Here is a 23,247-nt window from a genome sequence, read left to right on the forward strand (position 1 = left end):
GCCCGTGTGAAAGTAGGTAATCGTCAGGCTCCCTATGCTGTACCGTCCAGAACCCCGGTCTCTCCTGAAGAGAACCGGGGTTCTGGCGTTTGGGCGCAGGCTACGAGCAAAACCGCAACGCTGGTTTCCCTGGCGAATCTTGCCCTTCGCGCAAATCGGCTTGTTGCGCAAAAGAGATGTGTGCCTGTCCGGTAATCGCCGCTAGTTCCCTCCGGCTTTACATGTCCAATCGCTTTAAACCAATTTCCGGCTTGCGCAAGCAACGCACTGCCGCTACCGCAGCCGCGTTGCTCCCGTAGACGACCATGTTGCTAATGCGCTCGATGGAAACCACCGTGTGAAAGAGAGTCGGCGCATCCACGCTAATACTTCCGGTCACCTTGCCTTTCCCGAATCCCAAAACAAAAAGCCCGTCACATACGTGACGGGCTTTTTCATTTCATTTCACTACCAAAGCGCAGCAATAAAACCGCTTAGCGCTCCAGGAACGGCCGCAGCTTGTCCGCGCGGCTCGGGTGCATCAGCTTGCGCATTGCCTTGCTCTCGATCTGGCGGATACGCTCGCGCGTCACGTCGAACTGCTTGCCCACTTCTTCGAGCGTGTGGTCCGAAGTCGTGTCGATGCCGTAGCGCATGCGCAGCACCTTCGCTTCGCGCGGCGAGAGCGCCTTGAGCGCCTCGTCGATGGCTGCGCGCATGTTCGCGTGGATCGCGGCATCAGCCGGCGAGGCCGAACCGGCGTCCTCGATCATGTCGCCGAGCGTCGCGTCGCCGTCGTCGCCCACCGGGCTTTCGAGCGAGACCGGTTGCTTGGCGATCTTGAGGATGCCACGCACCTTCTCCTCGGTCATGCCCATACGCGCGGCGAGGTCCGCCGGATGCGCTTCCATGCCCGTTTGCTGGAGGATCTCGCGCGAAATGCGGTTGAGCTTGTTGATCGTCTCGATCATGTGCACCGGCACGCGGATCGTGCGCGCCTGGTCGGCGAGCGCACGCGTCACGGCCTGACGCACCCACCACGTTGCGTACGTCGAGAACTTCCAGCCGCGGCGATATTCGAACTTGTCCACCGCCTTCATCAGGCCGATGTTGCCTTCCTGGATCAGGTCGAGGAACTGCATGCCGCGGTTCACGTACTTTTTCGCGATCGAGATCACGAGACGCAGGTTGGCCTTGACCATCTCGCCCTTCGCCTGACGCATCTTCGATTCGGCGACGGTCATGCGGCGATTGATTGCCTTGATCTGCTGCAGCGACAGCGATGCGGCCGCTTCGATCTCGGCAAGCTTGCGCTGCTCTGCCTGGATAGCCGGCAGGCTGCGCTCGATCGCGGGACCGTACTTGCTCGACGCGGCTGCAGCGCGCACGCCCCAGTCCAGATCGGTCTCGTGGCCCGGGAACTGCTCGACGAAGGCTTCGCGCGGCATGCCACAGCGATCGACGACGATGGAGAGCACATTGCGCTCGATCGCGCGAATCTGTGCGACCTGATCGTGCAGCAGCGAGCACAGGCGGTCGATCGTGCGGGCCGTGAAGCGGATCGGCGCGAGTTCCGTCTGGATGTCGGCGCAGATCTTCATTTCCGAGGCCGTAGCGCGCGCATTGGCGTCCGTCGTGCAGGCCATCTGTTCGAACAGCGTGCGAACGCGCGCGAAGATCGCGAGGCTGTCTGCCTTCAGCTGCGCGAGCAGGGCTTCGTTCGCCTTGCTGTTGTCGCCGTCGCTGTCTTCGTCGTCGCCCGAGTCGTCCGAGTCTTCATCGTCCGATGCCTGCGCTTCGACTTCTTCGTCCGCGTCTGCGTCGGCCGAGGCCGGTTCCTGCGCGGCTTCGTCGCTGCCGATGCCGTCGACGAGTTCGTCGATGCGCATCTCGTCAGCCGCGACGCGGTCGGCGTCGGCGAGGATGGTCGCGACGATCGACGGACATGCCGCGATCGCCTGGATCATTTCCTGGAGGCCGTCTTCGATGCGCTTCGCCACTTCGATTTCGCCGGCGCGCGTAAGCAGCTCGCTCGAGCCCATTTCGCGCATGTACATGCGCACGGGGTCGGTCGTGCGGCCGAATTCGGAGTCGACGGTCGAGAGCGCGACTTCGACTTCTTCGTCGGCTTCGTCGTCGGCCTGCTGGTCGGCACGGGAATCTTCGTTCAGGAGCAGCGTGTCGGCGTCGGGCGCCTGCTCGTACACCTGCACGCCCATGTCGTTGAACGTGGCGACGATCGTTTCCAGCGCGGCCGTCTGCGCGAAGTTGTCGGGCAGATGGTCGTTGATGTCCGCGTGGGTCAGATAACCGCGTTCGCGGCCGAGCTTGATGAGCGCCCGCATTTGATGCTGGCGTTTTTCGAGTTGCGAGCCTGCGTCCATGGGCGTCGTATCGCCGGTCTTGTCTTTGGACGAGCGGCGTGCGGGGCGGGCAGACGAGGTCAGCGCGTCGTCCCGGTCATGGCTTGTCAATACATTCTCCTCGAAGGGATAGCCCGACAAGGGCAAAAAGGGTCACGCGCCAGCGGCGTGGCGTCCTGGCGATGACGAAATTGCAGGGGAGTGGGCGGGGGCGCATGCCGGTCCCGCCAAGCGAGCGCCAAACGTCTGAAGACGTGGCAGCCTGGATTTTCGTGCAATGCAGAAAGACCGCGTATGGTAGTGCGTTACGGCATGCGAGGCAACCTGAATCGTCGTGTTTGCGGCACATTGCCCGCTTTCAGGGTCATATCGCTCGATAGCGCTCCACCTTACATAATTCCTACATGAGTCCCTTAGACCATTTTTCAAGCGAAAAGTTCACGTATTTGTCGCTTGCCTGGTATATGGCTCGCTGTTATTTCCCCGCCAAATCCCCGTTGTCTGCTCGCCATGCGTGGCGGCGCTCACGCACGAATCGCGACAATCCGCTGAACGCGTTTGCCGGAGGAGCGGTTGACTGTCGCCTCGTCGAGCACGATGCTCGTGCCCTCGAGTGCGCCGGTGACGAGCGCCGGATCGAAGGCACTATATAGACGTCCCGCTGCGTCGCGCGCGCTGTCGCCATGGGTCACGCGCCAGCTCAGATAAAGCGCGCCACCGGGTTTGAGCAGTTCCACGAGGCGGCGGCAGGCCGCGCCGATCTGCGCGACGGGCAAATGCATGATCACGGTCTCGCAGAGGACGTTGTCAAAGCTCGCGGCGGGCACACCCTTCAGTTCAGGCAACGTGGCGAGACTGAAGGCGTACTGCGGATGTTCTACGGCGGCCCTGGCGATCAGACCCTCCGACGCGTCGTAGCCCGTCGTGGGATAACCATGGGCATTCAGCCACGCTACGTCGCGGCCCGAACCGCAGCCGATGTCCACCGTCCTTCCTTGAGGCCGGAAATACTCAATGAGACGCGCATAGAGGTCGTCGGGCGCTGGCTGGTTCGCCCATTCCGCGGCGTAGCCTGCGGCGCCACTCGTGTACGTCTCGATCGTCATGGAGTCCATATGGGGCTCTCTGTTCGTGTGACAAGAGGAAAGGACGCTTCGAGACTAGCCGATCCACGCGACGGCAGGCTATGGCCGCTGCCACGCTCGCCTGTGGCAAGGCGCTCGCCGTACGCAGCGTCAGGGCGGGAATTCGTCGTATTGGGGCAGCGAGTCGGCGATCTCGAACCACGGCGCTTTCGAGCGCACGAAGATATGGCCGGCGGGCCGGATGTCCGGTGGATCGGTCAGCGTGCCGAGCGTCACGTGAACATACGCTCCTTCGCGCACGACCGAATAGAGCAGCGAGCCGCAGCGGCCGCAATGGATGTCGTGGGCGGCCTGCGGATCGCCGTAGACCAGCGTCTGCCCTTCGCCTTCTGTGAGTCGCAGGGCCTCGCTTTCGATGCCCGCAAACGGCTTGAACGCGGATCCCGTAGCGCGGCGGCACTGCGAGCAGTGGCAATTGAAGGCGTAGCGGAATGCATTGGCGACCGCGTAGCGCACGGCGCCACAAAGGCACTGGCCGCGCAGCGTGGCGGGAGCATTCGTGCGGGTGGGAGCAGTATCGGCGGACATGATGGACGCGGTGCTCTCGCGGCAAGTGTCGAACGTTGCGCACGGGCGGCTGCCGTGTGTGCCCTCACATCATACGTTTGAGCCACTCGCGGCGCAGGAAAACGCAAAGGTCACCAAATATGGGGATTGGACGGACAGTCGTGGCCTCCGTACGGTTCGCGGCGCCCCTATAGCCCCGAAATGCACAGCGAATTTCCCATAGATGGTTACCTTTCGCGTCCTCGTGCACGATGCACCGCCTAAACCCACCGAGGCGAATCTACGCGCCCCGCTCCCTCAACTCCTTCAATCCCTTGATGACGACGAGCAGCGCGCGGCCGTGCTCTTCCGAGCCGTCCCACGCCTCGACGATCGCATTGCGCAGCAGTTCGTTGTAGGCGGCCGCGTACCGGCTGGACGGTGGCGCCTTCACACCATAGAAACTGCATAGCTTGTTGAATGACGCACTCCGGCGTACCCGCCGCCCGTTCGACGTGCGAAGACGCGAGACAGTAGGCTGGCTAACCCCGGAAAGCCGCGCAATTTCGCTGGCAGAGCGTGAATCGTCCGATAACCGCCGCAGCAGTTCCTGCACTGGAAAATAGGTATCTGGGGCTTCCATGTCATGCATTATACCTATACAGTAACGGTTATTGAATTGCTCGCCAAAATCGGCGGGCGGCTGCATTCCGAGGAAGTCGATGGCACTAAAACACCTACCGCCCACGTTTTGCTGGTCCCGCATCGGGCCAGAGGCCGGCATGGATCTCCCCACACTGATCCTGCGCAAGGAGTGGGAGCGTCGGCAGGGCGGCGGGCGGTTCCTGTGGGGCATCGGCCAGTCGCTCGGCAACAGCGCCCAGGTCGCCGCGCTGCGCACGGGCTCGCTTCTTGCCCTGTTCTCGCCGGCGGCGAGCCGCCCGCGCACCATGCAAGACAAGCGCGGCAAACGTGCCGGCGCGGTCGTCTGGAATGCGTGGGTCGATGCGAGCGGCCAGGTGCGCCAGCTTCCGCAGCATGTGTTCGTCACGAGCAGCGCTACGCTGCCCTCGGGCGCTGCGCGCGAGCATCACTACGCGCTCGTGTGCGTCTCGCCAACCGAACTGAGCATCGGCAGCTCGCTGCGCGTGGTTCCGGAAAGGCTGCGCAGCGTCAGCACGGCGAAGCCGCCAGGCCGCTCGCCGGGTACGGTAGTGGTGGATTGCGTCGAGCGCGCCGCCCAGGCGGGCGGCAAAAGCCATCCGCTCGTGTTCACGGCGGAGCTGGAGGCGCCGTACTTCGTGCGGCTCACGCAGCCCACGCTCGTCAAGGCGCGCGACCTCGCGGCAATTCACGAGGCGTCGCGCATGGGCGACTTCGACACCTACGCAGATCTCACCAAACGCGTGCGCAGCGAGGCCTGCGCGCAGCAGGCGCGCGGCGTCACGCGCGATCTCTTTGACGTGCCGCCTGCCGAGCATACGGCGTCTTCACGGCCTGGCGGCGCAAGAACGCACCACGTCTCCCGGGCGGGCGACTGGACGCAGCTCACAATGGAACTCTTCCATGGCGATTCACATCCGTTCACAAGAGGCCGAGGCCGCGCAACGCTTTTTTGAGGCGAGCCGCAACGTCGACCGGGCATTTCGCGCCCTGCGCGCCGAGGCCCGCGACCACGTCGCCGCGCCGCTCGCCTATGGCGTCGCGCAATCGCGGCTCGACCACGCGCTCGACGAACTGGCGCGTGCCGAAGCGTTGTTCGATTCGGCGACTGCAGTCCAGGTGCGCAAGTTGAAGGAAGATCAGGATCACTGAGGAACTGGCGCGATGACCCGCGAAGCGGCACGCTCCGGCACGGGTCCCGCTACGCTGGCCTATATCGACGAGGCACTGCAGGCCGCGTCGGTGCACGGCGAGGCGCTCGTTGAGGCGCTCGTCAGCCTGAGCGCGCCGCCGGGCCGGGTTCGCGTGCTCACTCAGCCCTTTTCCCCCTCCACCGGCAGCTCCAGCAGGGCTGCCACGAGTGGCCAGCGCTTTGCGGCCGCTTGCCAGGCGTCCTCGGCTTGAACGTCCAGATAGCGGTCGCGGTCCACGCCCTCGACGAGACGCGCGAGCGCGTCGATATCGCTTGGCAGCGCGGGACCACTGCGCGAACGCCGGCCTGCCCCCCACGGGCGCCTCGCCATTATTTGCCCTCCACCCACACGCCGTCGGGCGTATGGATCACATAGCCGGTTGGCGTCGTCATTGTCACCGTGCCTTCGTTTTCGCCGACCATGCGCGTTTGCGGCAGGTTGTTCGCATACTGCGCGAGCGGCGGCGCGCCGGTGGCGAACGGGCTGTGCGCCACGAGATTCGACAGCAGCTGCGCGAGCGCGAGATAGCTCGTAGGCGTGTCGATCGTCGTCACGCCGCCGGTGTGCTCGCTGCCGGCCGGCAGACCCACCACCTTCACGCCCACGGGCACGTGGATGATGTTCGGCGTGGGGATCTCGCGCATGCCGGCAATCTGGTTCTCTTCACCGCGCAGCGCCGCGCCGTGCTCGGGCACGAACACGATGACGGCGCGCCGACCCGATTGCGCGACGAGATTGATCAGCCTGTCGACGTCGCCGAGCAGATTCTGCAGGCGGATCGGGTACGACTGCAGGCTCGTGAGATTGGTGTTTGGAGGCGGCAGGCGGTTGCCGTCGTGCATCGAGACCGTGTTGTAGTAGAGCGCGACCGGTCCGCCGCCCGCCGCAATGCGCTGCTTGTACCAGCGCGCGAGCACGTCGTAGTCGCCGACCAGCGGGGAGCCGTCGAACTCTTTCATCGCTTCCGGCAGGCCGTCGTTCGAAGGAATCGTCACGCCCGGCACGCCGATTTCACTGGTCACCGTGCTGCGGAAATTGTCGAAGCGGCCGTTGTGGTTGAGCAGCGCCTGCGGCGTATAGCCTGCCTGTGCGAGCTGCGCGAACAGGTGGCACTCGGGCGGCGCGGGGTCGTAGAGGGCCTTGTGCGGCTCCTGCCCGCAGCTCGCGCGCAGCACGCGGATCGCGGCGGGGCCGCTATAGCTCGCGGCGGAACTGAAGTTCTGGAAGATGTAGTCGAAGCGCGAGAAGAGCGGGTTGTTGCGCATCTTCACGAGATCCATGTCGTCCCACGAGAGCGAGCAGATGTGCACCACGATGATGTCGAACTGCGCGTTCGCATCGGTGGTGAGCGGCGTGAAGCTTACGTGCCGGCCTTCCTCGTTGGCGCGGAACGCCGCGAGCTGCTGGTCGTAGCTGCCCGACTGCTCGTCGCGCTTCTTGCCCGTGCCGCTGTCCTCGTCGCCGTTGCTGGCGAGCGACGCGTTGGCGGTGGCGTTCGCCACGAACGTCCCCACGCCCTGCCAGACCGGCATGACGACGAGCGCGATCAGCACGAGCGTCGTCACGCGCACCCAGCGGTTGACGAGGAAGTAGAGCAGCACGGCGATCACCGCCGACACGACCATCGAAAGCGAAATCACGCGCCGCGTGAGCTCGAACATGTACGAGGGCGTGAAGGTGAGGAGCACGGGGATCTGCGAGATCGCCCGGCCGATGTCGGGCATGCTCGACTCGTGGTACGCAATGGCGATGCCCACGACCACGGCGAGCACATTGCGTGCGATACGCAGCCACCTGAGGTGCAGCGGCACGAGCAGCAGAATGACGAAGGCGAAGTTCATCCACCACTCGGGCTTGAGCGTGCCGATCGAGTAGAGATACAGCTTGGCGAGGAAGTAGAGATTCCAGAGACCCATAGTGTTTCGCGTTCCAGGGGGTAGCGGCTTGATATGGCAGTTGCGGTGATCAGGGCTGGCGGACCTGGCCGGCCCGGCGTCGCGTGAAGAAGGTTTCCAGCGCATCGAAGAACGCGTCGATGAGGCGCAGGTAGCCTTGCCAGCTCAGCTCGATCAACTGCATGAGGCCGTGCAGCGGCGCGACGGAGGGCGGCACGTCCTCCCACTCGAGCCAGGCATCGGCGCGGCCGAACGTGCATTCCACGAGCTTGCGCTCCGTTTCCATTGTCATGCTGGTAAAGCGCACGCCGAGGCGCCGGTCGGCGAGCCGCGCGACCACGGCGGGGAAGTCGTGCTCCAGCACGCCGCGTGCGAGCGTCACGTTGATGCGCTCGCCGGGCTCGAGCTTCGCTACGGCGTCGGCGGGCAGCATGAGGCCGAGGCCGCCCATCGAATAGTTCTCGGTCTTGCAGGCGAGCGTGCGGCCGTCGGGCAGCGTGAGCATGGCGGGCACGCGCAGCGGAATGCGGTGCGCCACGCGCACCTGCTTCGCCTCCTTGGCCACGCCGAGCGCGAGCCCGAGAATGGTGAGATTCACGCCGGCCCAGAAGAGGTTCATGAACACGGTGGCGGGCTCCTCGGACCGCCAGATCGTGAGGCGGCCGATGCCGGCGAGCACGGAGCACACGTTGATCGCGAGCAGCACGAGATAGGGCTTCGAAATCGTCCAGTCGAGATACTCGTGCTCGATATGGCCGCCCTTCGAGGTCACGTTGAACTTGCCGAGCTTCGGATTGATGAGCGCCATGGTGGTGGGCAGCACGATGTACCACGCGAGCACGGACTCATAGGCTTCGGCCCAGAACGAGTGCCGGTAGCGTCCCTGGATGCGCGAGTTGGCAATCGCGGCAATCACGAGATACGGCACCACGTAGGCGAGGATCACGGGCGCGGGCGTGTTGATCACGTGCAGTCCGAAATACAGGTACGCGCCCGGCATCACGAGAAAGATGAGCCGCGGGAAGCCGTAGAAGAAGTGCAGCATGGCGTTGCTGTAGCACATGCGCTGGAAGAACGAGAGCCCCTTGCCGATCCACGGATTGTCGACGCGGAAGATTTGCGTCATGCCGCGTGCCCAGCGGATGCGCTGGCCGATGTGGTCGGCGAGGCTATCGGTGGCGAGGCCCGCTGCCTGCACGGTGCGCAGATAGGCCGACGTATAGCCGTGGCGATGCAGCCGCAGCGAGGTGTGGGCGTCTTCGGTCACGGTCTCGGTCGCGATGCCGCCAATGTGCTCGAGCGCCGAGCGCTTGATGACCGCGCACGAGCCGCAGAAAAACGTGGCGTCCCAGAAGTCGTTGCCGTCCTGGATCAGCCCGTAGAAGAGGCTGCCTTCGTTGGGCACGCGGTGGAACGTGTCGAAGTTGCGCTCGAACGGATCGGGCGAGAAGAAGTGGTGCGGCGTTTGCACCATCGCGCATTTTTTATCGGCGAGAAAGACGCCCACGGTCGTTTGCAGGAAGGAGCGCGTGGGAATGTGGTCGCAGTCGAAAATCGCGATGTACTCGCCCTGCGTGAGCGGCATCGCGTGATTGATGTTGCCGGCCTTCGCATGGGTGTGCTCGGTGCGCACGATATAGCCCACGCCTGCTTCCTCGGCGAAGCGGCGGAATTCGTCGCGCGTGCCGTCGTCGAGGATGTAGACGCGCAGCTTGTCGCGCGGCCAGTCGATCGAGCTTGCCGCGAACACGGTTGGCCGCACCACCGAAAGCGGCTCGTTGTAGGTCGGAATGTAGAGGTCGACGGTCGGCCAGTCGGCGGGGTCGTCGGGCAGCGGCTGCGGCTTGCGGCGCAGCGGCCAGGCGGTCTGCACGTAGCCGAAGATCAGCACGATCCACGTGTAAAGCTCGGCCGCGTAGAGGATGTAGCCGACGATGGCCTCGGCGGGGCTCGAAAGATGCAGCGTTTGCGTGCTGCGCCACCAGACGTAGCGGCCCGTCATGAGGATCGAAAGCATCACCATGAGCATGGTGGCGAGGCGCCCCGGCAGGCGGCGCGCGATCATCACCACGACGTACACGAGCAGGAACAGCAGCACCTGGCCTGCGAACGGCAGCGGCGTCGTGCACACGGCGATGGCTGCGACGAACGCGAGCCACAGGAGGCACTGGCGCAGAAAGGGCACGCTGTCGAGCGCCGCCGAAAGCTTTTCGAGCTGCTGCTCGATGCCTTCCCACGGCACGCCGGGCAGGCGCGCGCCGACTGCGGCGCGCGCGCGCGAGGCGCGGCGATAGACGGGTTCGAGCCGCCTGTCGAGCCATGCGCGCAGCGCGAAGCGATGGTGCCGCTGCGGCGCCTTGTGGAGCTTGCGCAGATCGGCGGCGAGACGCTGACGCGCGCGCCGCGGGCGCAGGAAGATGCGCAGGAGCCACGCGCCGACGCTGCGGTCGCGGCCCATGTTCAGCCGCTGGCCGATGTCCTTGCCGAGCCGCGCGAAGGCGAGTGCGGGCACGTCGCGCTGGCCTTCGCGCGGCGGCCGGAAGAAGGCGCGCAGCAGCCATTGGGCAAGCGGCGCGTCGGGCGCGAGATTGAGCCCGGGCGCGCTCAAGCGGCGCAGTGAGGCCCAGAACGCCGTCCACACGGCGACGATGCGCTCGCGGATCATGGCGCGCTCCCGCGCGCAACGTGTTGCGCGAGCAGTTCCTCGGGTGCGTCGAGGCTCGCGCCCGTGCTCCAGTACGAGAGCCACGAGGCGATGCCGTGAAGGTCGTGCGCGGCCTGCGAGCTGGGCGCGCTCAGGCAGAAGTTCTCGCCGGCGGCGAGCGCGGCGGGCACGCCGGTGTCCGCATGCACGAGATACGGGAGCATGGCGGCGCCGAGGCGCGCGCGCAGCAGTGAAACGACGTCGTTATGCAGCTGGCGCGCCGGCACGACCGCATTGGCGACGAACACGCTGCGCTTGTGTGCGCGCACGAGCGCGGCGATCAGGCGCGGCAGCGTCGCGCACGCTGTGGCGCAGGGCGTGAGGACGCCGAGCACGAGGTCGGCGGCCTCGATTGCCTGGCGCGCGTGCGCCGAGGGCCACGTGCTGGCATCGACGAGTGCGATCGTATGCGCCGGCAGGTCCACGCGCGCGAGCAGTTCGCGCAGCCAGCCGGGGCGCGCGTCGAGCAGGGCGCTGGCATCGTCGTCGCCGTCGTCGCGCGGGTCGCCGGATGCATTGCCGTCAGCGAGGCTGCCCCACGGCAGCACGAGCACGCCGTCGTCGCTTTGCAGCGCGGCGCGCGACCAGGCGTCGTTGGCGCCGGGGCCGCCTGCCAGATGCGTGACGAGCCCTTCGCGCGCACTCTCGCGCAGCCCGAAATGTAGCGCCAGCACGTTGCGCGGGTCGCATTCCGCGGCGAGCGCAACATGTTCGCGCGCCGCCAGCAAGCCGGCGAGCGCGGCGGTGAGGGTGGTGCGGCCCGCACCGCCCACGCTGGAGACGATGGCGATGGTTTTCATCGGCGCGGCCCCGTCTGGCTAAAGCGGCGCTGGCCGCGAATCAGCAGGGCGTCGACCTGCGGCGGGAGCTGCAGCGGGCGCGAGCGTGCGGGGCGCAGCCACATGGGCAAGAAGCGCGTAAGACGCAGGCGCCAGCCGATCCAGTAGAGCGGCACGGCGAGTATCAAGCCCCAGACGAAGTAACCGAGGAAGAGGTTCATGTCGCGCTCCTATGCTTTGAGCGGCAGCGGCGCGCGCTGCGGCGCGGCGCGCGGTTTCGCGTGGTCGGTGCGCGCGGCGGCGTCGAGCGCGGGCAACAGGTCGCCGTTTATGGGAGCGAGGTTGACCGGCACTGCGGGTTCCGGCGCCGCGCTTTCGGTCGTGGCCGCCATGGCTGCGTCCGGCGCGATTGCGGCAGCCGCCACCGGCGGCGCGGTCTGGCCGTTGGCCTGCACCGGGACGGCCGCGATCGCGGCGGGCTGCCCCTCGTTGATCGCGAGCCAGCCCGAATAGTCGGGCGGCGGCGCGGTGTCGATTTCCTCGCTGAGCCCGGCCAGCGCCTCGGTGATCGCGCGGCCGTCGCCGTAGCGCTCCTCACCCTGGAACAACTCCGCGAGCGGCCGCTGGAACACGCGCTGGCACACGGCGTCGGCGTCGCTCATGCGGCACGCGAAGAAGAACACGTAGAGGCTGTCGCCGCTCGCCGTCACGATGTCGCCCGCGCGGCGCAGATGGCACGCCTTGAGCGCATCCACGTGCGCGACTTCCGGCATCAGCGCGAGGCGGATCAGCACGCTCGGCAGCTGGATCACGCGGCTGCGCTCCACTGCCGCGCCTACGAGTTCGACGAAGTGCGCCGCGCCCACGTAGCCGCTTTCCTCGCCATGCACCACGGCGGCGAGCGCCGCACGGTAGTCGGCGGGCATGGGCCGCGAATACACCTGGCCCTGCAGACTGTCGACGATGGCCTCGACCTGGGCGAGCGGCGTCTGCCTCGCGATCACGCGGTTCGCGCCGAGGTTGAGCATGAGCGACTCGTAGCGCATGGCCACGGCGTCCTCGCGCACGATGATCTTGAGCGCTTCGCCGCACTGCAGGCGCAGCGTATGCACCTGCTCCGCGAGCGTTTCGAGGTCGCGGTTCACGCTGAAATCGAGAATTACCGTGGCCGCGACCGAGGTGCGTGCAGCGGCCACTGCGGCCTCGTTGTTATCGACGATCTGCCAGGCCGGCGGCAGTACGCGCTCGTGCAGCATCGCGTCGCGCGAAACGATCACGCGGCCTTCGTCGGGCGCGAGCAGGCCCGCCTCGCCGATCTCGGTTTCGAAGGTGCCGCCGGAAACCGTGAGCCGGTGGTCGGCGGCGGAAAAGCGCAGCGGCACGCTCTGGCTGCCGTGCACGGCAGCGGCCGTGCGCCAGAACGCGACTTCCCAGTGATACTGCCCCTGCACCTGGTGCAATTGCGCGGCGCCCGCGAAGCGCGCCTGGAAGGCGTCCAGCTCGGGATGCTCCCGATCGTCGCCGAGGCCGGGCGGCGCCGCCACCATCAGCACGCCGTAACGATGCTGCGCGCACCAGCCCGCGAGCTGCGCACCCTGAGCTGCGAGCACGGTGGAGTCCTGCCAGTTGAAGAACGCCTCCGCCCCTTCGATGAAGAACTGGCTTTCGGGCGCGGCGCACTGCTCGGCCAGCGCGTTGAGCGCTTCGATCAGCACCTGCGCGCCGTCGCGTTCGGGGAGCGGGCGCAGCGCGCATACGTTTGCCCACGCATGCGTCGAACCGCTCCTGTCGAGATCGACGCCATGCTCGCGCAGCGCAGCCGCGAGGCTCGCGCCGTCGCGCGTGGAAAGGACGGTGGCGGGACCCGTGAGCGCGGCGGCGGCGGTTTGCCAGAAGAGCGCGTCGCGCGCGGGGGAGGCGCTCGCGTAGACCACGTGCACCCGGCCCGCGCCGAGCGAGGCGAGCGAGGCCGGCAGGCCGTCGATCGCGAGCGGCTCGTGGCGCGCGAGCCGCGAGAACAGCGAGCGGCGCGTATCGCGCCCGGCGCCGGCGGGTGCAGCGGGAAGGGTGGCGGGATCGTTCATCTCATCGCTCGTCTTGCTCGTCTCGCGGATTGCATCGTCGCGGGTGTCGTCTTCATCATGTGCGCTCGTTCAGTGGCCACGTCAGTAAGCCGAATAAGGGACGACCGGCCGCGGCGGGAACGGCACCGGGCCCTTTTGCGGCGAGAAGAAGTAGCGCATGTAAAGCACGCCTACGTTCGGCGCATAGTCGCGCGAACGGTCGAGCCGGAAGCGCCCGCCCACCACGAAGTGAGGCGTCACGCGATACTCGGCCGCCGCTTCGACCGCATAGCTGAAGCCGCCGCCCGAGCCGCCGCCAAAGAACGGCGAGCCGAGGTCGTTGGCGTTCATGAACGCGAGCGCCTGGGCCTGCAGGCCTGGGCGCGTGGGGTAGAACGGCGACTGGTTCTCGTTCGTGAACGACATGCCCACCGATCCGTCGATCTCCCAGGAAAGCTTCTTGTAGCGTCCGGTCCAGTCGAGCGGAATGCTGACCGAAAAATAGCTTTGCGGGCTGTAGTAGCCGCCGTTACCGAACGTGTAGTTGTGTTCGTTCTTCGAGTACTTCCAGTAATTGAGCGTGAGGCCGCTCGACACGATCTGGTCGGGCCGCCTGAACACCGACCAGTCGTAGCCGCTGCGAATCTTGAACTCCTGGTTGGTCTCCACGTTGGTGCCGGTCAGCAGGCCGAAACCCACACTGGTGAAGATCGTGCCGGGCCCGAAGTCCTGCGCGCCGCGCACGGTGAAGCCGTTGCGCACCACGCCGCCCCACTTCTCGCCAGTGACCGGATCGATGCCGCCCGCATACGAAACCAGGCTGGCGGTCACAGGCCGGCGCGAGACGTCGAGCGAGAGCGACGAACCGCCCTGGAAGTCGTGCCGGTACTGAATGCCGCCCAGCACGCTCGTGATCGGAAAGCCTGCGGGCGTGCTGCCGATATCGGCGCGCCAGCTATTGTTCGCACCGCTGAACTCGTAACCCGCCGCGAGCGCGACGCCCGTCGCGGTCTCGTTGACGGGGCCGAGCCCGGCGTTGCCGAGCGCGGCGATCTTGCCGTACTGGTACGCGATGCCGAGGTCGTTGCCGGGCAGCGTGCCCGCATTCAGATAGACCGTGTCGGCATGGAAGAAATAGTGGCCCGTATAGCCATCAGGAATGCGAACGTATAGCGGGACTTCGGTCGCGTGCAGCTCGGAAATGCCGGGGTCGCCCGAAAGGTTCGACTGATACCAGCCGGTCGCGACCTGCCCCTGCTTGCGGTCTTCCAGGCTTTGCAGCGCGCGGCCTGCCGACGTCGTGCCGTCGGCGTCGGGCTGCGTGCCTTGCGCCACTTCCTGCGTGCGCGAGGCGCGATAGAGGCTCGCGGCTTCGTTGTAGTTGCCGCGCGCCTGGGCCACGCGCCCCGCCTGGATCGTGACGTCCGGGTTGTCAGGATACTGCTCGCGCAACGGATCGACCACGGCGGAAGCCTCGTCGTTCAGCCCGAGCGCGGTGAAGCGCCGCGCCACGGCAAGGCGCGTGTCGATGTCGTTCTCCGCGGTGTCGGCCAGCACTGCGCGCACCATGTCGGCGGCCTCCCGGTCTCGGCCCATGCGCTCCAGCATACGCGCAACGGCGAGGCGTGCGTCGGCGTCGTCCGGTTGCGTCACGAGTACCTTTTGCGCGGAGGCCATCGCGCCCCTGTAGTCGCCCTTTGCTTCGCGCAGATCGACGTCTTCGAGCAACCAGCGCTTCGTCGTCTTGAGGCGGTCGGGCACGGCGTCGAGCGTATGGCGCGCGCCCGTCAGGTCGCCCGCCTCGATCTGGCGACCGGTTTCGCGCGCGACGAGGCGTAGCTCCTGATCGTCGAGGTTGGCCTTCTGGTCGTCGGTGAGGCCGGGCTGGTCGCGCGTTGCGTCGATCCAGTTCGCCCACGCGTCGTCGCGGTTGGCCGCCGCCAGCAACTCGCCGTAGCGCACGCGCGCGCCGTTCGCCGCCGGGTCGTCGGGGTGCGCCGCGAGCCAGTCCTGCACGAGCTTCAGGCCCCGGTCCGGCTCGCCTGTCGCGATCCACTCGCGCCCGACCGTGGCGAGCATCTGCGGGTCGTTGGCCGCGTTCGCGTCGGCGGCGGCGGAATCGAGCAGCGCGCGCGCCTCGTCTTCCTTGCCCTGAGCGATGAGCTGACGGGCCTGCGCGATCTTCTTCTGCGCGGCGAGATTGCCCATCAGCTCGCGCATGCCTTCGCTGCGCCCGGCTGCGGGCACGGCGTCGAGTTGCGCGGCCGCCGCATCGACATCGTCCACGGAATTCAGATAGAGCGCCGTGGCGTAGCGCATGTCGGGCGCCTGCGAGACCTTCAGGCCGTCTTCCATGACCTGGCGGCCCAGCGCGGGCAGGCCCAGATCGCGGTATTGGCGCGCGAGCCGGAAGCGCGTCCAGGCATCGTCGGGCGTGAGGCGCACGGCTTCTTCGAGCTTCGCGATAGCCGGGCTCTTGCGGTTGTCTGCGAGCAGCTGGTCCGCCTGGATCGAGAGCAGCTCGGCGCGCAGCTGCTTTTGCGCGGCGCCGGAACCGCTCACGCGCGGCGCCGTGGCCGCGATGAGCGGCTCGATCTCGCTTGCGCGGCCCGTCTCGCGCAACACGCTCACGAGACCGCGCAGCGCGTCCATGTCGGGCTTAGGCGCGTTCACGAGCGGACGCAGCACGGCTTCGGCTTCGGGCCACTTCTTCTGCGCGATGAGCGCGCTGCCGAGGATATCGCTGGCGGTTGGGTTGCCAGGGTCGAGCTTGAGCGCCTCGCGCGCGAGCGTTTCGGCTTCTTCGGGCTTGCCTTGCGAATTCGCCTCGCGCGCCTTCGCAATGGTGCCCCAGATGGTGGCCGTCTTTTCGAGGCTGCGCCACTTGCCGGCATTATCGGGGTCGAGCTCGAGGGCGCGTGCGAACAGTTCGCGCGCCTCGTCGTGGCGGCCTTCGCGCAGCCGCACGAGGCCGAGCGCGCCGATGGTTTCGCCGTCGTTGGGGTTCGCGCGCTGCGCGCTTTGCAGCGAGGTTTCGGCATCCTTGAGATCGCCACGATCGAGTTGCGCAAGGCCGCGCGCGCGATCGGCGGCGCCGGGCCCGGAGGGGCGCGCCCGCGCCTGGCTGGACGCTCGTGCGTTGCCTGCGGCCGTGGCCGGGGGCGCGCTAATGACGGCCGACGGGTTCTGCGCCAGGGCTTGCGCCTGCGCCTCGCCCTTCGCGCCAAGCTTCTTGCCGAGATCGGCGACAGTCTGCTTCGCGTCGGAGTCGTCGGGCACCTCCTGCAGATAGCGCAGATACCACACGTAATAGGCGGGATCGTCGTGCCCGGCGCTCGCGAGCGCGCGCCGCCACAGTTCGAGCGCGAACGCACGGTTGCTGTCCTGCCGCTGGTACACGTGGTAGATGAGGTTGAGGCCTTCCATGCGCGTGTCGGCGCGGTCCGTGAGCAGGTCGCCGAGGATCAGCGCGAGGCGGGGATCGTTCGGATCCTGCTTCACGCGCGTGCGCAATTCGCCGATCGCCTGCGCGCGGCCCGCGGTCGTGCCGGCCAGGATGCGGTAGTAGTCACCCGCCAGCTCGCCCGCGGGCGCGCCGTTCGGAAAGAGCTTGAGCAGGCGCGCCGAGGCTTCCTCGCTCTTGCCGGCGGCCGAGAGCAGGCGGATCTGCGCCATCTCCATCTTGCCGCTCGTGGCGACGCGGTAGGCGTCGTCGAGCGCTTTCGTTGCGTTCGCATTCGGCGCGATTTTCTTGAGCTGCGCGAGGATTTTCGCGGCCTCGGCCGGGCGATTCGAGCGCAGCTCGATTTCGCCGAGCAATGCGAGCGCCTCGGGCTGCTGCGGGTCGAACAGCAGCGCTTTTTGCACGAGCCCGCGTGCGATATCCGGACGATTCTTGCCTTCCCACATGCGCGCGGCCGAGAGCAGCTGCGCGGCCTGGGCGGCGGGCGTGGCGGCGTTGGCCGCGGGTTGCGGGCCTGCCTGCGCCGAGGCCGGATACGGCGAGGCCGTGAAGAGCAGCGCGACGATTGGCGCGAGTTTGGGGGCGAATTTCGGTACGAAAGGCGGTGCGATGTTCGGCAACAAGCGTTGCGGCATGGCTGAAACCGCCTCGCCTCGCAATGCGCGCGCTGCCGCACGCGCCTCACGGCGCGTGCGGCGCACATGGGCGGCGCGGCGGGCAGACGCGAGAGCGTTCAGCGCGGCGTGGGGCATGCGCTCGTCCATGCTGGGGCAACGCGGCCTTGCGCGTCGAAATGGTAGAGCCCGTCGAGGTAGCCGAGCCCGAACAGCATCAGCACGCTGCTGTAGTAGCCAGGCGGCGACTTCTGCGCGAGCGTGCGGCTGCGCCCGGCCTGGGCGTTTGCGAGATCGCTGCGGCCGAGCGTCGCCAGATACGGCGCGACTGCGGCGGAAAAGCCGCCGTTGCCCTCGTTCGGTCCCGGTGTGCCCGTGGTCGTGTCGACGCGCTCGGGCGCAAAGCCATGCGCGCCGACGAAGTCGGCGAGCGGCTTGAAGGTGGCGAGCGTGCTGGCGCGCAGCGGGTCGTCGCCCGCGAGCATGCCGGCCCACAGGTACACGCGGATCGCGTTGTAGGCGCCTTCGGCGTGCGTTTGCGCGTCGGGGGCGAAGCCGCCTTTCGCGTGATATTCCACCCAGTCGGGCGAGTAGCCCTTGGGCGCGGTCTCGTTCACGAGTCTCGCCGACGAGGCGAGCAGCGCCTTCCATTCGCCCGCCTGCGGCAGCGCGAGCATGAAGCGCCGCATGACCTGCAGCGGCACGTAGCTCGGGTTCAGGCGCCAGCCGTCCTTGCCGATCGTAAAGCCCACGGGGCCCGGCAGCACCGTGCGGCCAAGACCCGGCAGCACGGCGGTTTCCTCGCGCACGATGTTGCGGGCCATCACCGTGCCGAGCGCGGTGTAGCGGCGCTCGTTCCAGAGACGTCCGGCTTCGAGCAGCGTGTAGGCGATCCAGAGGTCGGCGTCGCTGGCGGGGTTGCTGTCGATCACGCCCCACTGCGCCTCGCCGGCATGCGAGGCGGCTGGCGTGCCAGACGCTGTTGACGCCGCAACCGGCTTGCCGTCATCGCCGATGTCGCGCCGCCCCCAGATCCATGCGGGCAGATGCGAGGCGAGGTCGCCTTGCGCGAGGTTGTTTTCGGTCCACGTGAGGACCTTGTCGAAGCTCGCCCGGTCGTTCGCGACCAGCGCGAAAAAGAGTGCGTAGGACTGTCCTTCGGAAACGGTCACCTGGCGCGGCGTGCTTGCGTCGATCACGCGGCCGTCGGCGCTCAGCAGCGTGCTGCGAAACGCGTTCCATGCGGGCCAGGCGCAGCCCGCCGCCGGGCTGGCGGATTGTGTGGCGCCGGCATTTGCCGCTGGCGCAGCCGCGTGCGTTGCCGCAGCCGGCATCAGCAGGGCCAGTGCTGCGAGCGGCACGGACGGCACGTGCGGCGCGCAGGCGAGCGCGAGCGCCGCGAGCCAGCGCATGAGCCCGGGCGCAGGCCGTGGCGCCAAAGCGGGCGCGAGCGTAGCCGGGCCCGGGCGCATCGTCAGGTCCCGGAGCGGCGGGAAGCCATGCGGCCGAGCGCCCAGAACACGGTGAGCGCAACGATCAGGCCGGCCAGGATGCCCGCGAGCGCCATCAGCGCCGGGTAGCGCGAGATAAACACCCAGGCGCGCGCATACCACGGCAGATCGCCGACGAAATAGCGCGCGCCCACGCGCAGGCTCTCGACCTGGCCGTAGCGCACGAGCGTGAGGTCGCCGTGCATCTGCGAGACCTTGCCGCCGTCCTGCAGCGCATCGAGCACGTCGCCGAGCTGCGCCGACGAGGTGGTGGCGAGCGCCACCACGCTTCTGCCCGACTTCAGCGGAGACTCGAAGCCGATCAGCGCCGCCATCGGTCCGCCGAGCGTGACGATCGAGCGGCCCGACGGTGTCGGGTCCTCGTCCTCGGTGCCGCCAAGCCAGCCGGGCCAGCCGCTGCGCTGGTCGCGCGTGGTCACCGCGGTCCTGCCGCGCTCGATGAGAAGCGGCAGATCCTTGCCCCACTTCTCGAGCAGTTGCGCGCCAGAACCCGAGCCGATCACGAGCAGGTCGCGCTCGCGCACGGTATCCACCTGGCTTGCGGGCACGATCGTCAGTCGCAGCGACGGCAGGCCGGTCCACTGGCCCATGTGGCCGAGCAGCGTGAGCACTGCTTCCTGGTCCTTCGTGTCGGGTTCGTCCGGAATCACGAGGGCCGTGTCCGAAAGGTCGGCCATGCGCGTGAACGGAAAACCGCTGTTCGCGAAGAAGGCGAGATTGGGCAGCGCCGTGTAGTGCGCGAAGCCGCTGAAGTCGATGAGCGAGTCGGGATCGACAGCCGCGCGCGCGACATCATTGGCGGTGGTGGCGCACAGCCCCGTCTTTTGCGAATCGATATGAAACTGGAACTGGAACTGGTTGTCGCTGCCCACGCGGAACGCGGGGATCTCCAGACTCGTTGCGGCGCGCGTGTCGGAGCCCGAGAGCAGCGGCACGTTGATGCGCGCTTCGTCGGAGGCGCGCGTGACGGGCCGCAGACGCTGCGAGCGCACGAGCTGGTCGTTGATGCTCACGTTGAGCACCGAGTCGTTCCACGCGGAAGGCGCCGTGTAGCGATAGCGGATGTCGAGCGGCACGTTGCCCCGCGCCCACGCATAGAGGTCGGCGGGCACGCGCAGATTCACGCGGATCGCGGGCGGGTTGTAGCCCGACACCTGGAGCTGCTGCGGGTCCGTCACCAGTTCGCGGAACAGTACGGGGCGGTCGATGGGCACCCAGTTCGGCGCGTCGTAGGGCTTGCGTGCCGGTCCGGGATCGACCGATTTCACCATCACGCTGCTGCCGGCCATGCCGGCCTGCCCGAGCGCAACCGCGTAGGCGGCGTTCAGGAGTTCCTCGGGCGTGCGGCCCGCGAGCACGAGGAGCTTGCGGCCCGACTGCGCATCGGCGGCCGGGTTCGCCATGACCGAGACTGCGGGGCCTTTGATCTCCGGCAGGTTCAGCCCCTCGGGGACCTGGCCCGGCAGCACGAGCGCGACGGCGTTGGCGTCGGGCGGCACCGTGCGCGTGACCGGGAAGCGCGAGCCGCGATAGCTCGCGAGCGCACCGAGCCACGATGCGACGATGCCCGCCGAACGCAGCACGGGCACGCCAGCGTTGGCGGCGAGTACGAAGGGCACGCGCACGAGCCGGTTGTCGTGGCGGTCGAAGAACGGCACGGGCAGGAGGCCGACGCTGTCGGGCAGGACAATGGCCGCCGTGTTGAGCGTGAGCGACGTCTCGGGACTCACGTCGGCCCAGAGGCTCGAATGATAGGCATCCTCGCAGTGATCGAGCGTGTAGTGAGCGATCATCTGCACGGTGATGCGGTTGTAGTCGGTGAAAAGGCGCGGGTCGAGATCGATCTCGCTCGCGACGAGCTGTCCGGCCGTCTCCTTCACGAGCGGAATCGTCGCGACGACTTCACCGTTCACAAACACCCTGAGATGCGAAAGCGACCAGATCAGCGAGGGCGAGTAGGTGTAGACGAGCTTGAGCTTCGCGCCGGTCACCACTTCGTCGGTGCGCACGTCGACGTTCATGCTGGCGGTGGGATCGAGCCCGCGCAGCGCGATCGGCCCGTACGCACCCATCTGGCGCAGCGTGAACGTGCGCGTGCGCGGCTGCCCGAGCGGCGTCGACGCAGCAGGCTCGGGAATGACGGCGCCGGGGGCCGTCTGGATGACAACGGGCCCCGTGACGGCGGCGGAAGCCGTGGCCGGAGCAGAGGCCGCAACGGGCGCCGGGCCGGATACATCGCCTGCTCCCGGCGCGGCCGCCCTGGTCGTCTGCGTTGCGGCGACAGCCGACTTGTCCACCGCGAAAAGGCTCGCCCCCAGCAGCAATCCGGCAACGAGCGCGCCCAGCCCTACTTGAACGGAGAGTCGCATCGCAACAGCCCTTTGTTTTCTTCGCAGTGGCTTTCTTTATCCTGCAAAGACAGCGGCCATGGATATTGGCGGCGTAGTGCCGCCAGGCGTTATCTCGAAACAGCGTCAATCTGTCGTGGAGTGTAGCGGAGAGCCCAGTGTCGCGCGCTATGCATGCACGTGTTTATGCCCGTTGCGTAAAGCGCGCAGAAGACGGGCTGGCGCGGCCTGGCGAGCCGTTTGACAGTGGGCCGCGCGGGTTGGGCCGGCGGCTCGGAGCGCCCGGCAATTCCTGCGCGCGCAACAAAGCGCGCCCGCGTTGCGCTTGCGCAACGCGGGCGCCGGAGATAGCGCAACGAAAACCAGCCTTCCCGTTCCTTCAATTAATAAGGATAGGGAATCGATTGAGCACGCAACGATCTCGCGCTTTTGCAGTCCTGCGAGCGGGCGAGGTAATCTCGAAGCGCATTGCGCGCTTCGAGGAAAAGCTGGCTAAAGAATGCGGTCCAATGCCTTCGCGAAGCGGGACACCGTGCCTTCGATGTCATGCAGCTTTTCGAGGCCGAACAATCCGATGCGGAAGGTATTGAAGTCCTCAGGCTCGTCGCATTGCAGGGGAACGCCTGCTGCGATCTGCAGGCCGGCGTCGGCGAACTTCTTGCCGGATCGTATGCCGTCGTCGTCCGAATAGCTGACTACGACGCCCGGCGCCTCGAAACCTTCGGCGGCCACGCTTCGGAAACCCTTGCTGACGAGCAGCGAGCGAATGCGCCTGCCGAGTTCGAGCTGCTCCGCCATGACCTTGTCGAAGCCGTATGCCTCGGTTTCCTTGATCACGTCGCGCAGCGTCGCGAGACTGTCCGTGGGCATGGTTGCGTGGTAAGCGAATCCGCCGTTCTCGTAGGCTTGCATGATCTGCAGCCATTTGCGCAGATCGCAGGCGAAGCTGGTGCTCGTCGTTGCGTCGATTCGTTCGCGGGCGAGCGGGCCGAGCATGACGAGCGCGCAACAAGGCGAGGCGCTCCACCCCTTTTGCGGTGCGCTGATCAGGATATCGACGCCGCTGGCCTCCATGTCGACCCAGACCGTGCCGGAGGCGATGCAGTCGAGTACGAACATGCCGCCCGCGGCATGCACGGCGTCGGCCACCGCGCGCAGATACGCATCGGGCAGCATCATTCCGGATGCGGTTTCGACATGTGGCGCAAAGACCAGATCAGGCTTGTTTTCCTTGATCGCCGCGACGACTTCGTCGATCGGGGGCGGTGCATAGGCGGCCTGTCTGCCGTGTTCGACCGGACGCGCCTTCAAGACGATCGATTCGGCAGGAATGCTGCCCATGTCGAAAATCTGCGACCAGCGGAAACTGAACCAGCCATTGCGAATGACGAGGCACTTCCTGTTTGTCGCGAACTGCCGGGCAACGGCTTCCATGCCGAAAGTCCCGCTGCCCGGGACGACCACGACCGAATTCGCGTTGTAGACTTTTTTCAGGGAGCGGGAGATATCTCGCATGACGCCTTGAAAGCGCTGCGACATGTGATTGATCGAGCGGTCGGTGTAAACCACTGAATATTCGAGGAGTCCCTCGCGGTCGACATTGGGAAGTAAACCTGGCACGCTCGCCTCCGATAAAGGATGAACAGGTGAGCAGCATTTGCGCTTTCGATCCTGCTGCACCCGTGCATATGGGTTTTTTGCCGCGACGAAAATAGATTCTAACGAAAGCCGTCCGCCGGCTGGTGCCTATTTTTCCGTGCGATCTTGCGCAACCGCGAAGCTCCTGATGGCGCATGGCAATGGTGCGATGCGGAAGAACCGGAGTCGCGCTCACTTGCGCGCGGGCGGCTGCGGATCAGGGCGCCGAAGCCGTCTCTTCGCGCTCAACCCACTCGGCTGCGCAAGGTGTTCGTTTGAAGCCGTCCTGTCGATGGAGGCGGGGGCGTCTTAGAGTGGCTAACACAACCTGGACATGAAGCCATGAAGGCCATATCCTGGGGGCATGGCCAGACGAAAAATCAGTAACGAGCTATGGGCGGCA

General features: G+C 66.9%; 16 protein-coding genes. 2 read left to right on the plus strand and 14 right to left on the minus strand.

Going from position 1 to position 23,247, the window contains the following annotated elements:
* Positions 1-473 precede the first annotated feature (473 nt).
* From rpoD to C7411_RS37745, 4 genes are all read right to left on the minus strand, one after another.
* Positions 474-2,453, minus strand: a complete 1,980-nt coding sequence (gene rpoD / locus C7411_RS35845; protein ID WP_110388895.1) for an RNA polymerase sigma factor RpoD — start codon at positions 2,451-2,453, stop codon at positions 474-476.
* 413 nt (positions 2,454-2,866) lie between these two features.
* Entirely contained in the window at positions 2,867-3,457 is a 591-nt protein-coding gene (locus C7411_RS35850; RefSeq protein ID WP_110388896.1) for a class I SAM-dependent methyltransferase, read from the minus strand.
* Positions 3,458-3,577: 120 nt separating this feature from the next.
* Positions 3,578-4,015, minus strand: a complete 438-nt coding sequence (locus C7411_RS35855; RefSeq protein ID WP_110388897.1) for a GFA family protein — start codon at positions 4,013-4,015, stop codon at positions 3,578-3,580.
* A 259-nt stretch (positions 4,016-4,274) separates the two neighbouring features.
* Positions 4,275-4,616 carry a helix-turn-helix domain-containing protein gene (locus C7411_RS37745; RefSeq protein WP_165822970.1) on the minus strand — a complete coding sequence of 114 codons (342 nt, stop codon included), beginning with the start codon at positions 4,614-4,616 and terminating at the stop codon, positions 4,275-4,277.
* Positions 4,617-4,695: 79 nt separating this feature from the next.
* Here C7411_RS37745 and C7411_RS35865 point away from each other — a divergent pair, with 79 nt between their 5' ends.
* Positions 4,696-5,592: a hypothetical protein gene (locus C7411_RS35865; protein WP_243413468.1), complete on the plus strand. Its 897-nt coding sequence runs from the start codon at positions 4,696-4,698 to the stop codon at positions 5,590-5,592.
* Positions 5,540-5,788, plus strand: a complete 249-nt coding sequence (locus C7411_RS35870; protein WP_110388899.1) for a hypothetical protein — start codon at positions 5,540-5,542, stop codon at positions 5,786-5,788. Before C7411_RS35865 ends, C7411_RS35870 begins: the two co-directional genes overlap by 53 nt.
* A gap of 161 nt (positions 5,789-5,949) precedes the next feature.
* Here the strand turns inward: C7411_RS35870 and bcsR are convergent, their stop codons facing one another.
* The 10 genes from bcsR to C7411_RS35920 form a co-directional block, all read right to left on the minus strand.
* Positions 5,950-6,159, minus strand: a complete 210-nt coding sequence (gene bcsR, locus C7411_RS35875; RefSeq protein ID WP_110388900.1) for a BcsR/BcsP family cellulose biosynthesis protein — start codon at positions 6,157-6,159, stop codon at positions 5,950-5,952.
* Positions 6,159-7,745 carry a cellulose biosynthesis protein BcsG gene (gene bcsG, locus C7411_RS35880; RefSeq protein ID WP_110388901.1) on the minus strand — a complete coding sequence of 529 codons (1,587 nt, stop codon included), beginning with the start codon at positions 7,743-7,745 and terminating at the stop codon, positions 6,159-6,161. Before bcsG ends, bcsR begins: the two co-directional genes overlap by 1 nt.
* 49 nt (positions 7,746-7,794) lie before the next feature.
* Complete coding sequence (gene bcsA, locus C7411_RS35885) at positions 7,795-10,389, minus strand: UDP-forming cellulose synthase catalytic subunit (RefSeq protein WP_110388902.1); 2,595 nt, start codon at positions 10,387-10,389, stop codon at positions 7,795-7,797.
* Positions 10,386-11,228: a cellulose biosynthesis protein BcsQ gene (bcsQ, locus tag C7411_RS35890; protein WP_110388903.1), complete on the minus strand. Its 843-nt coding sequence runs from the start codon at positions 11,226-11,228 to the stop codon at positions 10,386-10,388. Before bcsQ ends, bcsA begins: the two co-directional genes overlap by 4 nt.
* Positions 11,225-11,428 (minus strand): hypothetical protein, encoded by a 204-nt coding sequence (locus C7411_RS35895; RefSeq protein ID WP_110388904.1) that lies wholly within the window; start codon positions 11,426-11,428, stop codon positions 11,225-11,227. The genes bcsQ and C7411_RS35895 overlap by 4 nt, the downstream gene beginning before the upstream one ends.
* 9 nt (positions 11,429-11,437) lie before the next feature.
* The gene (bcsE, locus tag C7411_RS35900) at positions 11,438-13,291 is read right to left on the minus strand and encodes a cellulose biosynthesis protein BcsE (protein WP_110388905.1); all 1,854 of its coding nucleotides are present in this window, start codon (positions 13,289-13,291) and stop codon (positions 11,438-11,440) included.
* Positions 13,292-13,372: 81 nt separating this feature from the next.
* Complete coding sequence (locus C7411_RS35905; RefSeq protein WP_243413469.1) at positions 13,373-17,485, minus strand: cellulose synthase subunit BcsC-related outer membrane protein; 4,113 nt, start codon at positions 17,483-17,485, stop codon at positions 13,373-13,375.
* Positions 17,467-18,819: a cellulose synthase complex periplasmic endoglucanase BcsZ gene (gene bcsZ / locus C7411_RS35910; protein ID WP_243413470.1), complete on the minus strand. Its 1,353-nt coding sequence runs from the start codon at positions 18,817-18,819 to the stop codon at positions 17,467-17,469. The genes C7411_RS35905 and bcsZ overlap by 19 nt, the downstream gene beginning before the upstream one ends.
* Before the next feature lie 2 nt (positions 18,820-18,821).
* Positions 18,822-21,227, minus strand: coding sequence for a cellulose biosynthesis cyclic di-GMP-binding regulatory protein BcsB (gene bcsB, locus C7411_RS35915; RefSeq protein WP_110388906.1), 2,406 nt, complete (start codon positions 21,225-21,227; stop codon positions 18,822-18,824).
* Positions 21,228-21,698: 471 nt separating this feature from the next.
* Positions 21,699-22,826, minus strand: coding sequence for a pyridoxal-phosphate-dependent aminotransferase family protein (locus C7411_RS35920; RefSeq protein ID WP_110388907.1), 1,128 nt, complete (start codon positions 22,824-22,826; stop codon positions 21,699-21,701).
* Between the last annotated feature and the right edge of the window lie 421 nt (positions 22,827-23,247).

The organism is Paraburkholderia silvatlantica (assembly GCF_003096715.1).
In the GTDB taxonomy this organism is placed as follows: domain Bacteria; phylum Pseudomonadota; class Gammaproteobacteria; order Burkholderiales; family Burkholderiaceae; genus Paraburkholderia; species Paraburkholderia silvatlantica.

What these genes read in the sequence shown, in the direction of transcription:
- C7411_RS35850 (WP_110388896.1), bottom strand. Translation starts at nt 3,457, where the DNA reads ATGGACTCCATGACGATCGAGACGTACACGAGTGGCGCCGCAGGCTAC.
- C7411_RS35855 (WP_110388897.1), bottom strand. Translation starts at nt 4,015, where the DNA reads ATGTCCGCCGATACTGCTCCCACCCGCACGAATGCTCCCGCCACGCTG.
- C7411_RS37745 (WP_165822970.1), bottom strand. Translation starts at nt 4,616, where the DNA reads ATGGAAGCCCCAGATACCTATTTTCCAGTGCAGGAACTGCTGCGGCGG.
- C7411_RS35865 (WP_243413468.1), top strand. Translation starts at nt 4,696, where the DNA reads ATGGCACTAAAACACCTACCGCCCACGTTTTGCTGGTCCCGCATCGGG.
- C7411_RS35870 (WP_110388899.1), top strand. Translation starts at nt 5,540, where the DNA reads ATGGCGATTCACATCCGTTCACAAGAGGCCGAGGCCGCGCAACGCTTT.
- bcsR (WP_110388900.1), bottom strand. Translation starts at nt 6,159, where the DNA reads ATGGCGAGGCGCCCGTGGGGGGCAGGCCGGCGTTCGCGCAGTGGTCCC.
- bcsG (WP_110388901.1), bottom strand. Translation starts at nt 7,745, where the DNA reads ATGGGTCTCTGGAATCTCTACTTCCTCGCCAAGCTGTATCTCTACTCG.
- bcsA (WP_110388902.1), bottom strand. Translation starts at nt 10,389, where the DNA reads ATGATCCGCGAGCGCATCGTCGCCGTGTGGACGGCGTTCTGGGCCTCA.
- bcsQ (WP_110388903.1), bottom strand. Translation starts at nt 11,228, where the DNA reads ATGAAAACCATCGCCATCGTCTCCAGCGTGGGCGGTGCGGGCCGCACC.
- C7411_RS35895 (WP_110388904.1), bottom strand. Translation starts at nt 11,428, where the DNA reads ATGAACCTCTTCCTCGGTTACTTCGTCTGGGGCTTGATACTCGCCGTG.
- bcsE (WP_110388905.1), bottom strand. Translation starts at nt 13,291, where the DNA reads ATGAACGATCCCGCCACCCTTCCCGCTGCACCCGCCGGCGCCGGGCGC.
- C7411_RS35905 (WP_243413469.1), bottom strand. Translation starts at nt 17,485, where the DNA reads ATGCCCCACGCCGCGCTGAACGCTCTCGCGTCTGCCCGCCGCGCCGCC.
- bcsZ (WP_243413470.1), bottom strand. Translation starts at nt 18,819, where the DNA reads ATGCGCCCGGGCCCGGCTACGCTCGCGCCCGCTTTGGCGCCACGGCCT.
- bcsB (WP_110388906.1), bottom strand. Translation starts at nt 21,227, where the DNA reads ATGCGACTCTCCGTTCAAGTAGGGCTGGGCGCGCTCGTTGCCGGATTG.